The following is a 15,496-nucleotide window of genomic DNA, read 5'->3' as shown; positions in this document are numbered from 1 at the left end:
TTCTTCACGTTTTGTAATTGTTCGGTATTAAATCAATTCGCCAAAAAATCTAATAAATCTTTTTCTAACAGTACATTGTTTTCCATAGTTCCTGCTATTCTGAAACCTAGTTTTTCGGCGAATTTTAATGCGTTTATATTTTCAGCGGTTGTATTCGCTACGACTTTGTTTACTGCATAGATCTGTTGCGCATAGGGGATCAATAAGAGAAAGGCTGTTGCCATCAAACCTTTTCCCCAATATTCGGGAAGCAGTGAGCCGCCGATTTCAATTTCGTTCCTCAGTTTGTCCCAATGGTGCAATGCGCAATCTCCAATGATTTTTTCTGGGTTTACGGTGGTGCGTATTGTGAAAATATCATTGCATTGTGAAATGATATTTTCAGTAAACTCGAAAGCAGCTCTGCTGTTCTTCTTTGATTCGACTTTTTCACTTTCCTGCCCGTCTTTTTGGAAATACAAACTGTGAAATGCAATAGCATCTTTTTCAGTTAGCCGTTTTAATAGTAGCTTTTGGTCGCTTATATCAGTAAATTCAATGGCCATGAAAGCGTATATTTAGTTATTTAGTCCATTTTTATCTGATCTAACTAAGGCGCCTAGTTTTTCGGGTGCGACTTCGCAGAACGCCGTTGTCAAAACTTCAACGAAAAGCTCCCTACTTACCATTTCGAGCTCTATTATAGTCCAGCCCTGCTTGCCCCACTTGTTTTTAACCGGATAAATGGCAGATTTATCTGCGGAAGAAAAAATATCCTGATCTATTTCTGATAACTTGACGGTAACTCTTTTTAGCTTATCATCATACGTTGCAAATATTTTTTTCTTCACCCTGAAAGAAGTCTTTTCGAAGTGGGGCTCTTCCGTCGTTTCGGGAAAGGAAAGTGCCAGTTTCCGCAATTTTTCAACTGTTACCATAACTAATTATTTTTTTACCGGGGTCAAATGGGTCAGTACACACAACCATTCGTCTCCGTCTTTTTTGTACACATCTGTAATCCATTCATCAGCTTCCATTGGTTCTCCTTGCCAGGTTCCGGTATTTTGCCCCCGGCCAGTTACCAGTGCTACACCTCTGTACATTTTTACCCGCAACACTTCTTTGCTCATCGCCGAATGGGATAGCAACCCTTGTTTCAGAACTTCAAAAAACCGCTCTTGTGGTATTATTCCACCTTGACTGTCTACCAACACCCAATCGGATGTGATACATTTTTTTATTTCTGCGATGTCATTTGTGACAACCGCCCGGTTGAAGTTGTCTTCAATGTGTTGAAATTCCTTAATTAGATCTATTTCATTCATATTTCAATCTTTTATTAGGATAAGGGAAAGCCCGATGTTATCAGGACTTTCCCTAACTGTTTTTTGCTTACATTATTTTTCCAAATTATTTTCAGCAAAATATTTCATTGCTTTCTGCAAGAACAGCGCAAATTCAGGTTGCGGATTTCCGTCTGTAACATTAGCTAAATAGCGCTCGTCATTTACTAAAAGATCACCAAGCCCCGCATAAGCACAAGCTTTTTGATCTGGCACAACTGAATTGCCCCAAAATTTGCTAATTATCCCATAATGCCTTTCAATGTGCTGCTGTACGATGTCCGATTCCGGACAGTCGTTTCTCAGTGCAAATAGTTCGCTGAAAACGTTTTCCATTTCCTTTTGAAGCGCTTCAACACCCGACTTACCAAGCTTCATCAGCTCTTTTTCAGATTGTTCAACGGTTTGTGCGCCGTACTTATTAATTGCTTCTTTTCTGTAGGCCGTTCCAACTTCTTTGGGAAAACCTTTATACAATTCTTCTGGATCTTTCATCATTTCTCCTTTTTTAAGATTATTAATAGTGATGTCGATCGTTCTCAATAAGTCAGAAATTCTTCTTTTGCGGTTGAGCAGTGCCGACTTGTGCTGCATCAGCGCTTTAACCAGATCGTAGTCAGGCTCGTCCATCATTTCCAGAATATCCTTGAGTGGAAAGTCCAGTTCACGGAAAAACAGAATTTGCTGCAAGCGCAATAGCTCGTCATTTCCATAAAGCCTGTATTTCTTCTCAGTTCTTACTGATGGACGGAGCAGGCCGATCTGGTCATAATAATGAAGTGTGCGTACGCTCACACCTGATATTTCCGCCAATTTTTTAACTGTAAGAGTTTTCATTCTTTCTTATCCTTATCGACTGTACAAAGGTAGGCTATGACGTAACGTTAGAGTCAAATGTTTTTTGAAATTATTTTTAAAAAATATTATAAACATCTGAAAATAAGGTGAATAATTTTTGTTTCAACCTCTAAACACACTCTTCTCGAACAGTTGGTCACTGCAATTTTCTCATAAAATGTCAAGAATTTTCTAAAATATCTTCTGTTGTTTGCTCAGCAAGTTTTCCGGCCAGTCCAACCAGAAGCTGAAAGATGTTTTCAAAGTGCTATCGGAACCATTTTATAGTTGTTTTTTAATTAATATACGATTTGTAATTATCGGTATACGAGTTTGAAAGCATTAAATACAGCCTGATGCATTATTGTTGCGTGGTTTTCCTGCGGCAGAAAATCAAAATAGACATTTACGTTTCTGCTTTTCAGGTTTCTGCTTTTGTCGGCTAAAACATTGGCATCTACTTCCATAACACGGGCAATTTTAGTGGGAGCCAAACCCTCTTTTCCAACTCCGATATAGATATCTGTATGCTCAAAACGGGCAAAGGGCTGGTTTAATAATGAGCCATTATCCCACCACAAACTGGGGCTGACAATGATATACTTGTTAAAAAGTTCCGGTTTTTTAAACAGGATTTCAGTTGCCAAAAGCCCACCTAACGATTGTCCAATAATAGTTTTTGAAGAACTCGTTTTATACTTTTCCTGTATATATGGTTGCAGCTCTTTTTCAATGAACGATATAAACCTATGGGAATGCCCTGAGGTCGGATTTGCACTTCTATCTTCTACCACAGTGGTAGGGAATGTGAAATCCCTTCTCCTGTCTACCGTCCCGATACCAACCACTATCGACTTTGGAACCTTATTGACCCATTCAAAACTATTGAACTGCGTAAGCCCCACGATATGGATAAAATCCTCATCTGCCGAACCGTCAAGCAAATAGATGACCGGATAGCGTACCGTGTCCTTAGGATTATAGCCTTCGGGCAGATAGATGTTTAAAATCCTTTTTTCGTTAAGCTCTTTCGACTGGATTTCATCAATTACACCAAGGATAAAAGGTTTGGAAACTCCTGTTTGTTCGGGTATTGGCTTCTGTCCAAAAGTTAATGTTGTAGAAAAAACTAAGAATAAGAGGTTCAGTGAAATCTTCATCTATAATTCTTTTATTCAATAAGTTTTTTTAGTCCGTCTATCACCACGCCCCAATTCTCGGCAGAATGTTGTGCCTTTTCTTCATCATAGTTTGATTGCGTAATTATTAGTTCGGTTCCGCTTTCAGTTTCGCCTACTTCATAAGAAACCAATAAATAATTTTCAGGCTTATCGTCCAATCCACTCCAACTGCTTAAATAACTATGCGAAAGTTTCTTGTTGGGCACATACTCCAAAACTATACCTTTGTCTATGTAGGTTGTTCCTTCATATTCCCCTGTCCACAGGATTTTACTGCCAACCTTCCAATCTGTTTCCTGGTTAGAACCGAAGAAATATTGCTTTACGATTTCGGGATTGGTTAATGCATCCCACACTTTATCAATGGGTGCCTTGATGATGGTCTGATACTTTGATTGATGTTTTGTTTGCATATCGATTTTATTTAATTTGTTAATATCTGTTTATTTGATGGTGTTCAAGAGTTAAAAACTAAATATTTCATTTTTTTATGGGCAAATAGGCTTTCCATGTCAGAAACACGCCGATTAAAATGAGAATAACTTCTATAATCATAATTGGCTTATCATTTTTGAATGCCGTTTTTTGTATTTCCGGGAAAAGCATTCTCAGTAAACCGATCAGCATACATGCATATCCAATTATTGTTACTATGGTCTGCCAACCGTAAACCCAAATATGATGATTGCTTATGATTGCTAATCCAGCCACAAAAAGTATCATTCCGTTCAGATAAATAAGAGGTACAATCTGTGTATCATAAAGCGTCGGGTTCCAAAACCGCATTTCGGAAAAAACCATTACAGTCAATGTCGGTCCAACAATTTTTGCAATTGATCGTGATTTTTCCATCTTAATCTTATTTACGTATTGGCTTGTGTGCTTACCGACCAATAGTTTCCGGCAAAATCGTAAAATGAACCTCTTGTATCTCCATCTTTATTCACTGGTTTTTCTATGATTTCGCAACCACTTTCAATGGCTTTGTTAAACGCTGCAAAAACATCAGGCACATACATGTGCAGCATTGTTTTGTTAGCCGCATATTGGTCGGTACTATCGCTGATCATCATCACGCTGTCGTCCAAAAGAAGCTCTATGTGCATAATTTTTCCGTCTTCACGGTCATAGCGTCTGAGTTCTTTAGCATCGAAAATTGTTTTCAGCAAGTCTACTAACCTTTGGGCATTATCTACGATGAGATAGGGCGAAAGGGAATTGTAATGTTGGGGTTTAAAATTTTCCATTGTAATAAGGTTTTATTGTAAATTTATGTTCTATATTCATCAAGATGTATTTCTTTTAAGGGATTTCCTCCGTCGATAAATAGTTTTCCCGATTTAGTCAGGGATCGAGCAATTTTCTGCAGTGCCTGCTTTTCAATTTCCGGGTGTCTTCCATCCAAAGCTCCAACCCTTATCGCTACAGCCATATCAAAAGGTTTTTCATCGGCATCCATCTCAAAATCTTCTATAGCAACTTGCCTGAACGTGAGCTTTCCACTTTCCAATGCATTGGTTGAACTGGCAATGGCTTGACGAATGGCTTTCGCAGAGCGATCGATGGCGAGCACATACCCATTTTTTACTTGTCTGGATATTTCCCTTGCCATTGCTCCCGATCCGCAACCTATTTCTAAAATCCGACTACCATCATGTATTGGAAGTGCAACTACAATTGCAGCAAGCCTGTCTGATAACTTATTTTTCATACATCCACCTATGATGTTTATGCTCGATATGGATTTCCTTTTCCTGTTTCGACAAATTCTTTGAGGCTGTTTGTAAACTGTTGCCAGCCATTTGTACAAATGTCGTAACACTCCACATTAGGGTTTAGACCGATATGGGTAAGGTGCAGTTCCGTACTGTTCCCTTTCTCCGTTATTTCCCAAACGATTGTAGTGTCAATCCATTCGGTTTGTTTTTTTAATCCGGGAACGGCTATCAATGATTTTTCTACATACCAAACCACATTGGAATTGTGCACTAATTCTTCTACACACATTGTTTTGTAAACATTGTCGCCAAAACGAACAGTAAAACTGCTGCCTTCTCTGTTTGCAGATCCTTCAAACATTTCAGTCCACCAGAGCGGAATTTCGTTGGTTAGGGCGTTGAAAACCTTGTCTGTTGTGGCCTTGAGCTGAATGGTATTGCTATAATTTTCCATAAAGATTATTTTTCGTTTTCTTCAAACCATTTGACTATGGCGGGCATATTTCTTTCAAATCCGCCCGGAATGAAAAAATTAAGTACGCCTGTTTCTTCGCCTGTCCTATTTGCAAAATCATGTGTGGTTTTTGCAGGTATACGTATAAAAGTTCCTTTTTCCGCATCTATCCATTTGTCGCCAACAAGAATAGCTATTGTTCCTTCCAGCACATAAAAAATTTCGTCGTTGTCTTCATGCCGGTGTGCTCCGGGACCATCAGAGTTCGGTTCCAGCCACCACTCGGAAATGCTGTATTTTTCATTGGTTTCATTTTCATCAGCCTTAAAAACTGCGGTCATCGTTCCGCAGTTGTAGGTTCTTCCTTCTCCGGCAGAAAGTATCAGTGCATTGGCATTATTCTTCGATTGGTCCATCCGTCTACGTTTATATTATAAAATTAGTACAACTTCCTTTAGGTAAGGTTACCGTATGACAAGAATTTCATACTTCATTTCCTGTTTTCAGCAACTTGGAAAGCAATTCTCCTTTTGATGCTCTATATACACCCAAAATATTATTGTCATGATCAATTGTTTTTTCAAAGGTCAGACCGAGTTTTTCAATCAGTTTAATGGATGCACCATTTTCCTTAAGACTGATCGCCAGGATATCTTCCAATAGATTGTTGTTGATCAAATACAGCAAAACAGCTTTTGTGGCTTCAAATGCATATCCCTTATTAATAAATTGGGGAAGCAAGGCAAAACCGACATCGTTAAATTGTAGATAGTCCCGCTTTATCAAGGTTACCAGACCGATTGCTACGCGTTCCAATTTTAACTTTACCGTCCAATAGGTAATATGGGGATTGTCCGTCACTTTTTTGATGTACTCCCTCGCATCCTTTTCCGAACGGATGTTTCGGTCTCCAATATTTTTTATCCATCCATCAGTATTTAAAAGTTCAGCAACAAAAGCTGCGTCTTTCTCGGAAAATGACGATAGGGTAAGTCTTTCAGTAGCTATTCTCATTTTACTTTTACTTTATTTATTTAAATAGTTTTTCGTCCTGGGAATACTTTTGGAAATCAATCCAAAAAATATTACCAAGCCCATTTAGGGGAGAGTTTAATATATCGAGGTATTCCTTTGTGGTCATTGGTTCTTTGCTATTATAAGGTTGACCATCCCTAAAAGAAGTAAAGAACAGGTATTTGCCATCAGTTGATAACATCGGGCATTGATCCATATGCAAGGAATTGACTTGCTTTCCCATATTCCTTCCTCTTTCCCAGTGACCATTTTTATTAAAGCTTATATAGAGGTCGCCACTTCCATAGCTATCTCCGTATCCCATTCCCGTGTAGATGATATATTTTTCATCCGGATCAACAAATGCATCAAATTCAATATTCTTCGTATTAAGGAAGCCCTCCAAACTTACCCGTTGCAAAAACTTACCGTTGTTATATTTAGAAACTATTATATCGTATCCGTTTTCACCATTTTCAGCAGAAAAAAATAAATTCCCTTTTTTTGATATAACTGGATAAAGTTCGTCTTTATCCGAATTGATTTCATTGCCCAAATGCTTTGGTTTACTGAAATCTCCATTTGCATAGTCTACCCACCAAATGTCAAAGTCCGACTTTAGCACTCCTGGTGTTACTGGTCTTGTTGAAATAAAGTAGAGTTTATTACTGTTGGGATCGAAGAATGGATCAGCATCGCTAAATTGCCCGGAAAATTCAGCGATTTCTGGCTTTGTCCATTTGTCTTGCATCATTTTTGAAATGAAAATTGTATAGAACCTGTTTGCCATAGTATTATTTGCAATGGTAAACAGAACCATTTGCCCATTAGGTGAAAATGTTATGTTATACTCATTTAAATGGGTCGAAATAATTCCGTTAGCGAATAAGGATGCTGTATCTTTTGATGGCTTTTCTGAATTGAAATACATGTTTGCACTGTATCTTTTACCACATGATAAAAGCACCAATAATAATACGATAACAGACGTTCCGTAAAGTTTCATTTTGATTTTTATTAGATGTCCCTTGCTACCTTTCTGATAGCGTTAACCACTTTTTCTATGGAACCGATTTCGTCACTTGCTTTGTAAGAACGATACCATGATGAACCTTCCGGATCTATGGAAAGATCCCCTAAGAGAAATTTGATTAGTGTGCCATTTTTCGCTTCTGCGAGATGAAATTCGTATGTTACACTATCTTTAGGAACGGTTTGCTCCCAACTGATATCCTTTAATGAAATAACCAGTTTTGTATTTGGAACAAATGCTATGACTTCACCTTCAAGGTAAACCATGTCATTATCATCAGTCCAATAAATTTTACTTCCTAATTCGATGGCTTTTTCGTCTTCAGCTTTTGCTGGTACAAGCATCCAATCTTTAAAATATTTAGGAGTTGTGATAACTTCCCAAATTTCCTGCTGCGTTGCGTCTATTACCTTTTCTTTGTTGACGATAAGTGGCTTATTCATCTATACCATTTAAAATGTTTAAAATCTTCGCTAATTGGTTAATATGTCTTTGAGTATGTACAACATAAAAATGTAACCATTCAAACCGGGTCATGTATCCTAAGGTTGGAAATTCAAAATCTAAACACAGCATTCTAAGATCGTGTCGACATGAGAAGTTGATAATATCGTCACATATTGCCCGTATATTTAAGATCAAATCTTCCTTTCCAATATATCCATCTGAGGGATAGATAAAATCCGAAGGCTCTGCGCTTAGTTTTGTTTTGAAATCCAAAAAAAGCTCATTTAGTGCTTTGCAATTCTCATTATATGGTCTGTCAGCAAACACTGTTGCTCCTTTGAAAATTTTCCAAGAGCCATACGATTTTAAAAGATGATCACCTACCTGACCTGCTGTCCAACTGTTTGGAAAAGGAATTGTATTGAACTGTTTAGTATTAAAAGTCTCTAACATTTCCGTTAACTCCTCAATAGTATGTTGAAACTTGTTTAGGGTTGTTTCCATTTAATTAAAGTGTTCAGTGAAGTTTTATAGTTTAAGTAGGCAGGTACATCTATACTTCTTAGTCTTAATATTCGTCAGGTCAATTTTGTAGTTTTAAATTGAGACCTGACGAATGTTACTATTACATTGAATATGATTTATAGATTAAATTTTACTTGGTTGTAATAGATCCATTAGGATTTAGTGATTTGTCCTGTTTTTTTGAACCATTAGCTACATTGAAGATAAAATCTTTAGGATCGTACTTTCCAATGACCTTGCTGAGATTGATGTTTATGTCAAATTGTTTTTCTGTGCCACAGTCTTGTTCAGATTTGTTGTAAAGCACAAGATTGATCTGCCCTAGGCTGGAAAACATAATCGACCCGTCCCAAATGATATGAAAGTCGTCTTGTTTACAACCGCCTTTTACGGTAATGGTAAGCATATTAGCTTCTCTTTTTATGTTTTCAATCGAGAAGTTTCCGGCTCCACTATTCCTTGTTTGTACCAATGCCGCATATTTGTCGGCACTCTTAAGCAGGTTGTTTTCAAGAACTGCTTCCGGATTGCTGTCAGATTTTTCACAAGAAATGAAAGCAAAGCAGAAAAGCAATGCGAAGGCTACATAAATTAAATTTGTCTTCATTTTTAAAGTTTTAAAGTGAGTAAATTTTTTAGACTTAATACGAGCGGGTAAACGAGAACGCTACAATCAACCTTAAAATTTTTACTATTTATTTTGATTTAGGTAGTAAATTTACATATTTTTATAATACAGGCAATAGTATTGGCAAAAAATCTATTCCATTTATATAAATTTTGTTTTCAGATGTTTATATAGCTTAATAATTGAGACGGTATGTTTCGGTTAAAAATTAAATAGCATAACTTTGTAATATGGGAAAATTTCGTAGCATAGGAACATTAGTCATTGATAGTAATATCTTATGCTGCAATTTTGTAAATACGGTCAGTTCTTGGAAAACAGAAGAAAACTATGATTATTTTGCAACGTACTTGGATTTTGTCGACTGGTGTTCAAAATTGAAAATTTCTAATCCGCATCTCCTTCAGACGCTTCGTGAACTTGCAGAGAGACAACCAGAAGAAGCCTTAGCAGCCCTAAACCGCATTAAGGAAATCCGTAGGATTTTACAAGGGCTTATTTCTGCGGTTGCCGAAAAAGATGATGATAAAAAACAAATATTTTTGCCTGCAACAAATCTTTTGATTGTTGATGCATTTTCGAGACAGCGTTTACAGTTTGCAGAAGATAAATTCTTTTTGGATCACATAGAGGCTTCCGGCGATCTTATCTTTCCTGTTTGGAAAGTATTGCATTCATTGGTAAACCTGCTAACGCAACATAGCTTGGAAAGGGTAAAACAGTGTCCCAAGTGCGGGTGGGTTTTTCTGGATGAAACAAGAAATGGTAGCCGAAAATGGTGTAATCCAAAATATTGTGGCACTTCTGATAAAATGAAACGCTATAATAAAAAGAAGAGTGGAAAATCATCGGAAAACAAGGACGGCAGCAAAGAATGACATTTACCATCTAATGTTAATTAAATAGTAAACCATATATTAGTCTATCAAAAGTCAAAAAAGATTGGTTTACAGATACTTTCTAAATCTCAAATAATGTTTAATATCAGTGTTTGAAGCGTTGCTATTGTAACAGGTGCTGTAAATTAGGATCATTCTTGATGCGCTCCATTTCGCTCACAACAATATTCAGGATGTCTGATTTTATCTTTTTGTAATTGGTTTCAATTTCTTGCTTCATTTTATCCTCGCCCTGCTCATTTACAAAAGATAAGATCTGCGGTATTTGCTGATAGGCTTTGCTTTCTGCTGCGACCTTTTCATTATCCACCACGATTTCGGCGTGAAATATTTTTTGTTCGATACGTTCATCAAAGTTATCCGATACAGAACCGACAAACATACCCTGTGTCAATGTTGAGATTTTGGAAGCCGGAATAAGGCTGTCTAACTGTGTGGAGATAGAGGTAGATTTATCGTTGCGGTTAATCGTCATACTCTGACGTTTTTGCAATACTTTACCGAAACGTTCCGAAAGGCTCTTTGCTGTTTCTCCAACTACCTGTCCACTAAAAATATTACCGACTGTGTTTTGAATAACCTTAGCCTCTTTGTCGCCATAATCACGTATCAACTGCGAAAAATCCTGAAAGCCCAGGCATACAGCCACCTTATTACTTCTCGCAGTTGCGATAAGATTATCCAGTCCCCTGAAGTAAATCGTAGGCAACTCATCTATGATAACCGAACTCTTTAATTGTCCTTTTTTGTTAATCAGCTTTACAATCCTCGAATTATACAAGCCTAGTGCGGCAGAGTAAATATTTTGGCGGTCGGGATTGTTACCCACGCACAAAATCTTAGGGGCTTCCGGGTTGTTGATGTCTAACGAAAAATCATCGCCGGTCATTACCCAATACAATTGCGGGCTAATCATTCTTGACAAAGGAATTTTAGCCGATGCTATCTGCCCCTGTAATTGGTCTTGTGCGCCTCCCTGCCAAGCATCCATAAAGGGCGATAAGTAATTTTCTAAATCAGGATAGGAAGTTAAAATCGTGAATACGTCCGAATACTTTTTATTCAGCAATTCAATGGCGTGTGGGAATGTGCAATATTTACCATTATCGTAAATTTTCAAATACCAAATAATGGCAGCTAAAAGGATTATTGGGCTCTCTACGAAAAAATCCCCTTGCTTCTGTATCCAGCTTCGATTGAGGTTCAGCATTATGGTATAAGCGGCCTCGTAAGCATCCGAAATGTCCGTCATAAAGTCGGGATTAAGGGGATTGCAACGGTGGCTCTGGCGTGGGTCGTCGAAATTTATCACATAGAATTTGGGTTGTACTTTGTACTTATCCCGATGCTTTAGTAAGTGGTTGTAGGCTATTGTCGAAAGGTCATCAAACTTGAAATCGTAGATGTACATACTAAAGCCTTTTTCAATCTGCTGCTTGATGTAGTTGTTTACGATGGCATAAGATTTACCGGAACCCGGAGTACCCAACACGATTGATGCCCTGAAAGGATTTACAATGTTTATCCAACCGTTGTTCCATTTGCCTTTGTAGTAAAATTTGGTGGGCAGGTTAACGGAATATTCATTTTCCATCAGCTTTGTTTCCTGTTGAAAGCTCTCGTTCTCGTTGTTGAAAACATCGTCCATTAAGTTGGTACGAAGCAAGCGGCTCATCCATACGCCCGCCATCAGCAAAGCAATATAACCTAACGAGATAGTAAGGATATACAGAAATGTGCCTATTACCGGAGATAGCTTTAACAACGGCGTGTTCAGAAAGAACAGCACAAAACCAACGCCCAAAGCCACGTAGATTTTAGCCCAGGTTATCTTCTCATTCTTTACGCCTTTCGTTCCCAAACAACTCAAAGCAAGCAAAACCAAAGCGAACGCCTTGGTATAAAGGGTATGTGAAAACAAGCCCGCCGTCCGGTCGAAATTGCCTAATATCTTGTTGATTATTTCCAACGTCCAACCACGTTCTAAAAAGAACCCGTAGCAGAACCAATAAAGGTGCATCAGCACCAAAAGAATACTGACTGCCCGCATAAAAGCCATTATTTTGGCTAAACCTCTTAAATCGTCTTCTCCCTGCATTCTTTTTTAGTTTTAATGTTCGGGCGTGAATTTAAAGGCTCTACACAGCGGCTATAAGAATGTGGCAGTCAATGGCGGTGCGTGGCAGTGTTTGGCGAAGTGATAAGAGTTGTAGCTTCTATGATCCTTTTGTATCGTAACATTTATGAAGCATCCAAATAAAAAATACTTTTAGTTGCTCTTCTGTTTTCTGTCCGTCAGCAACATTTTTTGTCCTGCTGAATTGGTGGACAAGCAACACTTCCGTAACTACAATAAACACAGCAGTCGCCTTGTTTTGGTTTTAGAACTTGTTTGCATTTTTCACATTCGTAAAAATATTGACAAGCGTCTGTCGGCATTGTTTCTTCTTTCTTGTGTCCGCAGTTGGGACAAGTGATTGTTGATTGTAATTTGATTTCCATTTTAATTTTCTTTTTTGTCGGTTACAGAATATCCTGTTGAGTTTATTGCTTTTTCGATTTCAGAAATATTTGTTTTTGAGTTGTCAAATTCTACGATTGCATTTCCATTTTCATAAGAAGCGTTTGAACTTATTATTCCTGTCAATTTATTTACTTCGTGATTTACGTGTTCGCCACAACTTGCACAAGTCATTCCGCTAATCGTAAATTCTACTTTTTGAATATTGGATTTGTCCACTACTATGATTTGCTTTTCTGTCTTTGGGTAGAAAATGCTTGAGTAGTATGGAAAGGCAAGCATTACGATTGCAAATGCTGTTACTATTCCTAAAAACATTTTTGACTGAATGAATTTTGGTTTTTCTTCTGTTTCACAATTGCAATCTATCTGCTTTCTGGGTTTCAACTTTTGATTCCAAGCAAAACCAAGAACCAAAATTGTCAACCCGATAAAATAGGGTCGAAAAGGTTCAAGCCAAGAAAAAGTGGAAGCAAGACCGCTTGTTCCTGCAATAAGAGCCAATACTGGTGTGATGCAACAAAGAGAAGCTGCAATTGTAGTCAAAAGTCCTGCACCAATTAATTTTTTGTCAGTTTTCATATTGTTTCTAATATTTTGTTTTCGTCAAGTATTTTGAAAAATGGTTTCAGCATTTTTTCATACTCTTTAGTCAGTGAGTGAAAAATAGTTTGAGCTTCTCGTTCGGTTTCAATAAGTTTTCTGTCTTTGAGTTTCCGCAAGTGTTGTGAAACCGCTGAAATTGTCATACCAAGAATATCACTTATATCACAAACACAAAGTCGTTTTTCTTCATAAAGTAGAAAGAGTATTTTCAGTCTTACATTGTTTCCCGCTAATTCAAGTCCGTTCGATAAATAGTCAAAAGAACCGTTGAGTTCTGAAACTCGGTCTTTACAGCGGTTTATTTGTTTAATGTCTGCTTGTTGTCGTATGCAAGAATTATTGTCCATAGCACAAAGATAGTCAATTTGTTTATTTAAGCAATTACTTAAATACAACTCAAATTCTTTCAGAATTATAAAGTGACAGCTCAATAAATCTTTTTAAAAACAGATTTTTAATTCCAAAATCTGACCTCTTACAGTCTTCTTTTTTTTTTCTTCTTCATTTTGTTAGCAAAATCCTGTTCCTCATAATCTTCGCCCTGGGCTTCGGGTAGTAAGCCGCCCAGTGCTTCAATCAAACCGTCTTCGTGTTTGTCGGTAGTTAAGAAGTCGAACAAATGGTGTGGTTCTTCCGCAGGAAGATCCGCACCATTTGATGTGGATAGTTTGGGTTGTAAAACGGCAGGTTCTTTAATATCCGGTTTGATGTTACTGTTCCAATAATCATTAAAGGTGTTGGCAGAAAGTTCTGTTGCCAAACGTGAACCGTTCCATACCGCTTTGGAATTGTGGTCAATAAATGTGATGCCATAAACACGCCCTGTATCATTCCGGCGCACCACAACATTAATGCCTTGTTCCGCCAACTGCTTTTTAAAAGCCTGTTCATCGCTGGTGGTTTTCAGGGCAATGGTAACAGCAGATTTTAGGGTCTGCTTGGTGGGGCTATCTTTCAAAGTCGTTTTGCATTTCGCAAAATGCAATTCCAAAGCCGGAAGCCCTGCGCTCTTTCCGAACAGCGAAGCCTTGAACGGATGCCCGGCTCTTTCGCCTTTTTCATTTAGCGGAATATATAATAAGCCCTGCTGCATCTTTCCCTGCAATTCGCCCTCTATTTTCTCGGCGGTAATGTTGAACAGGGAAAGCAGGGCATTGTACTCGCCCAAAGTTTGGTACTGGTAGTAGTTCGGCAGGTGGCGAACGACCGAAGCGATTTGGCTTTTTACATCGCCTGCCCGATAATCTACCGGACGGAAAACCTTATCCGTTTGATTGCGCTCCTTATCTGTTGCGGGTATCAACCCGTGTTGTCTTTCCAGTTCACGGCATACATTCATAGACCGCATTTTCTCGAATTTATCCGAAATCTTTTTGCCCTGCTCGTCCACGCAAACCGATACAATATGTATATGGCTGCGGTCAATATCCGTATGTTTGAATACCACAAAAGGCTGTTCGCCGTAGCCCATTTCCCGCATATACTGTTCTGCGATTTCCCGAAACCTCCCATCGCTTACTTTGTCGTTCGGGTCGGGATTGAGCGAAATATGCAACGTATGCTTTTCCGTATTGCGGTTGGCAATCAGGTAAGGTGCAAAAGATTGTGCTAATTGTGCAACAGTATATGCTCCAGTTGGCGTTTCGATTATCTTATTTGCGAACAGAATTTTCCCGTTTTCATTCTCTACTTTGAGCTGATTGTACGCCAATGCACCGTATAAATTCCCGCTTCTGCCAATCTTTGCTATCATCTGTACTGCTATTTTTTCAGGTTCTTTGCTTCAAATTCTTCGGTTATCTGAATGATTTTTTGGCATAGCATCGCCATTTCAGCCGTTTGTTTTTCCAATTTGTACAGGAACGCTGCGGCTTTTTTCTCCGAAAAATTCTTGTACAACAGCTTTACAATCTGGTTATAGTTTACACCTATGGAGCGAAACTGGCTGTGAAAAGAAGTCAGTCGCATATAAAAATCAACTGTTCCTTTGTCAATTTTAACCGATTTCATTTCCTTACTAAACAGCAGGGAAATAATAAACTTTGCTTTATTGGGCATTCCCGATGCTTCAAAAAGCGATAAAAGTTTGGCGTTTTCTTCGTCTGTAAGGCGGAAAACGTGGCGATGGATGCTTGGGTCGGTCTTAGCTCTCCGTCCGCCCTTATTCTGTTTTTTGTTATTGTTCTCGTTCATCACTAATCCATTTTTAAATCCACACAAAACGCTGACTTCGGAAGACGTTTTTTAAGCTCCCAGCAGGGCAAGTTGTTTTGAGGCACTAACTCGGTTTCGAGTGCCTCAAAACACAACT

At 38.2% G+C, this 15,496-nt stretch carries 24 protein-coding genes; 2 read left to right on the top strand and 22 right to left on the bottom strand.

Annotated features, from left to right (window positions below; all coding sequences use genetic code 11):
- Positions 1-32: 32 nt before the first annotated feature.
- The 13 genes from FOL89_RS06305 to FOL89_RS06245 form a co-directional block, all read right to left on the bottom strand.
- Positions 33-545, bottom strand: coding sequence for a GNAT family N-acetyltransferase (locus tag FOL89_RS06305; RefSeq protein WP_144281987.1), 513 nt, complete (start codon positions 543-545; stop codon positions 33-35).
- A gap of 12 nt (positions 546-557) precedes the next feature.
- Positions 558-917 carry an MmcQ/YjbR family DNA-binding protein gene (locus FOL89_RS06300; RefSeq protein WP_144281986.1) on the bottom strand — a complete coding sequence of 120 codons (360 nt, stop codon included), beginning with the start codon at positions 915-917 and terminating at the stop codon, positions 558-560.
- Positions 918-923: 6 nt separating this feature from the next.
- On the bottom strand, positions 924-1,304 hold the full coding sequence (locus FOL89_RS06295; RefSeq protein WP_144281985.1) for a nuclear transport factor 2 family protein: 381 nt from the start codon (positions 1,302-1,304) through the stop codon (positions 924-926).
- 72 nt (positions 1,305-1,376) lie between these two features.
- Positions 1,377-2,159, bottom strand: coding sequence for a MerR family transcriptional regulator (locus tag FOL89_RS06290; RefSeq protein ID WP_144281984.1), 783 nt, complete (start codon positions 2,157-2,159; stop codon positions 1,377-1,379).
- Between the two features lie 317 nt (positions 2,160-2,476).
- Positions 2,477-3,319: an alpha/beta hydrolase gene (locus FOL89_RS06285; RefSeq protein ID WP_144281983.1), complete on the bottom strand. Its 843-nt coding sequence runs from the start codon at positions 3,317-3,319 to the stop codon at positions 2,477-2,479.
- 11 nt (positions 3,320-3,330) lie between these two features.
- The gene (locus FOL89_RS06280; RefSeq protein ID WP_144281982.1) at positions 3,331-3,753 is read right to left on the bottom strand and encodes an SRPBCC family protein; all 423 of its coding nucleotides are present in this window, start codon (positions 3,751-3,753) and stop codon (positions 3,331-3,333) included.
- Between the two features lie 67 nt (positions 3,754-3,820).
- Positions 3,821-4,192, bottom strand: a complete 372-nt coding sequence (locus FOL89_RS06275; RefSeq protein ID WP_144281981.1) for a hypothetical protein — start codon at positions 4,190-4,192, stop codon at positions 3,821-3,823.
- 11 nt (positions 4,193-4,203) lie between these two features.
- The gene (locus tag FOL89_RS06270; protein WP_144281980.1) at positions 4,204-4,587 is read right to left on the bottom strand and encodes a VOC family protein; all 384 of its coding nucleotides are present in this window, start codon (positions 4,585-4,587) and stop codon (positions 4,204-4,206) included.
- A gap of 23 nt (positions 4,588-4,610) precedes the next feature.
- Complete coding sequence (locus FOL89_RS06265) at positions 4,611-5,051, bottom strand: class I SAM-dependent methyltransferase (RefSeq protein WP_144281979.1); 441 nt, start codon at positions 5,049-5,051, stop codon at positions 4,611-4,613.
- A 17-nt stretch (positions 5,052-5,068) separates the two neighbouring features.
- Positions 5,069-5,512 carry an SRPBCC family protein gene (locus tag FOL89_RS06260; protein ID WP_144281978.1) on the bottom strand — a complete coding sequence of 148 codons (444 nt, stop codon included), beginning with the start codon at positions 5,510-5,512 and terminating at the stop codon, positions 5,069-5,071.
- 5 nt (positions 5,513-5,517) lie between these two features.
- Positions 5,518-5,928, bottom strand: a complete 411-nt coding sequence (locus FOL89_RS06255) for a cupin domain-containing protein (RefSeq protein ID WP_144281977.1) — start codon at positions 5,926-5,928, stop codon at positions 5,518-5,520.
- Positions 5,929-5,995: 67 nt separating this feature from the next.
- Positions 5,996-6,526 carry a GNAT family N-acetyltransferase gene (locus FOL89_RS06250; protein ID WP_144281976.1) on the bottom strand — a complete coding sequence of 177 codons (531 nt, stop codon included), beginning with the start codon at positions 6,524-6,526 and terminating at the stop codon, positions 5,996-5,998.
- Between the two features lie 16 nt (positions 6,527-6,542).
- Positions 6,543-7,316: a PD40 domain-containing protein gene (locus tag FOL89_RS06245; RefSeq protein WP_185146928.1), complete on the bottom strand. Its 774-nt coding sequence runs from the start codon at positions 7,314-7,316 to the stop codon at positions 6,543-6,545.
- Positions 7,317-7,368: 52 nt separating this feature from the next.
- Here FOL89_RS06245 and FOL89_RS17525 point away from each other — a divergent pair, with 52 nt between their 5' ends.
- Entirely contained in the window at positions 7,369-7,524 is a 156-nt protein-coding gene (locus FOL89_RS17525; protein WP_185146927.1) for a hypothetical protein, read from the top strand.
- 19 nt (positions 7,525-7,543) lie between these two features.
- On the opposite strand, the gene FOL89_RS06240 is transcribed toward FOL89_RS17525, so the two are convergent.
- From FOL89_RS06240 to FOL89_RS06230, 3 genes are all read right to left on the bottom strand, one after another.
- Positions 7,544-8,002 carry an SRPBCC family protein gene (locus FOL89_RS06240; RefSeq protein WP_144281974.1) on the bottom strand — a complete coding sequence of 153 codons (459 nt, stop codon included), beginning with the start codon at positions 8,000-8,002 and terminating at the stop codon, positions 7,544-7,546.
- Positions 7,995-8,510, bottom strand: a complete 516-nt coding sequence (locus tag FOL89_RS06235; protein WP_144281973.1) for a DinB family protein — start codon at positions 8,508-8,510, stop codon at positions 7,995-7,997. Before FOL89_RS06235 ends, FOL89_RS06240 begins: the two co-directional genes overlap by 8 nt.
- Positions 8,511-8,661: 151 nt before the next feature.
- Positions 8,662-9,138, bottom strand: coding sequence for a hypothetical protein (locus FOL89_RS06230; RefSeq protein WP_144281972.1), 477 nt, complete (start codon positions 9,136-9,138; stop codon positions 8,662-8,664).
- A 251-nt stretch (positions 9,139-9,389) separates the two neighbouring features.
- On the opposite strand from FOL89_RS06230, the gene FOL89_RS06225 reads away from it, so the two are divergent.
- A complete protein-coding gene (locus tag FOL89_RS06225; RefSeq protein ID WP_144281971.1) occupies positions 9,390-10,037 on the top strand; it encodes a CGNR zinc finger domain-containing protein in 648 nt (215 codons plus the stop codon).
- 124 nt (positions 10,038-10,161) lie between these two features.
- Here the strand turns inward: FOL89_RS06225 and mobC are convergent, their stop codons facing one another.
- The 6 genes from mobC to mobA form a co-directional block, all read right to left on the bottom strand.
- Positions 10,162-12,156, bottom strand: a complete 1,995-nt coding sequence (gene mobC, locus FOL89_RS06220) for a conjugal transfer protein MobC (RefSeq protein ID WP_144281970.1) — start codon at positions 12,154-12,156, stop codon at positions 10,162-10,164.
- 197 nt (positions 12,157-12,353) lie between these two features.
- Positions 12,354-12,560, bottom strand: coding sequence for a GDCCVxC domain-containing (seleno)protein (locus FOL89_RS06215; protein WP_069796431.1), 207 nt, complete (start codon positions 12,558-12,560; stop codon positions 12,354-12,356).
- A gap of 1 nt (position 12,561) precedes the next feature.
- Positions 12,562-13,161, bottom strand: coding sequence for a mercuric transport protein MerTP (gene merTP, locus FOL89_RS06210; protein ID WP_144281969.1), 600 nt, complete (start codon positions 13,159-13,161; stop codon positions 12,562-12,564).
- Complete coding sequence (locus tag FOL89_RS06205) at positions 13,158-13,532, bottom strand: ArsR/SmtB family transcription factor (RefSeq protein WP_002978466.1); 375 nt, start codon at positions 13,530-13,532, stop codon at positions 13,158-13,160. The genes merTP and FOL89_RS06205 overlap by 4 nt, the downstream gene beginning before the upstream one ends.
- Before the next feature lie 128 nt (positions 13,533-13,660).
- Positions 13,661-14,938 (bottom strand): conjugal transfer protein MobB, encoded by a 1,278-nt coding sequence (gene mobB / locus FOL89_RS06200; RefSeq protein ID WP_144281968.1) that lies wholly within the window; start codon positions 14,936-14,938, stop codon positions 13,661-13,663.
- Positions 14,939-14,946: 8 nt separating this feature from the next.
- Entirely contained in the window at positions 14,947-15,378 is a 432-nt protein-coding gene (gene mobA / locus FOL89_RS06195) for a conjugal transfer protein MobA (protein ID WP_034727191.1), read from the bottom strand.
- Between the last annotated feature and the right edge of the window lie 118 nt (positions 15,379-15,496).

Origin of the sequence: Chryseobacterium echinoideorum, from assembly GCF_007474535.1 — a bacterium.
GTDB lineage: Bacteria > Bacteroidota > Bacteroidia > Flavobacteriales > Weeksellaceae > Chryseobacterium > Chryseobacterium echinoideorum.
This window is presented reverse-complemented; position numbering and strand designations above follow the sequence as displayed.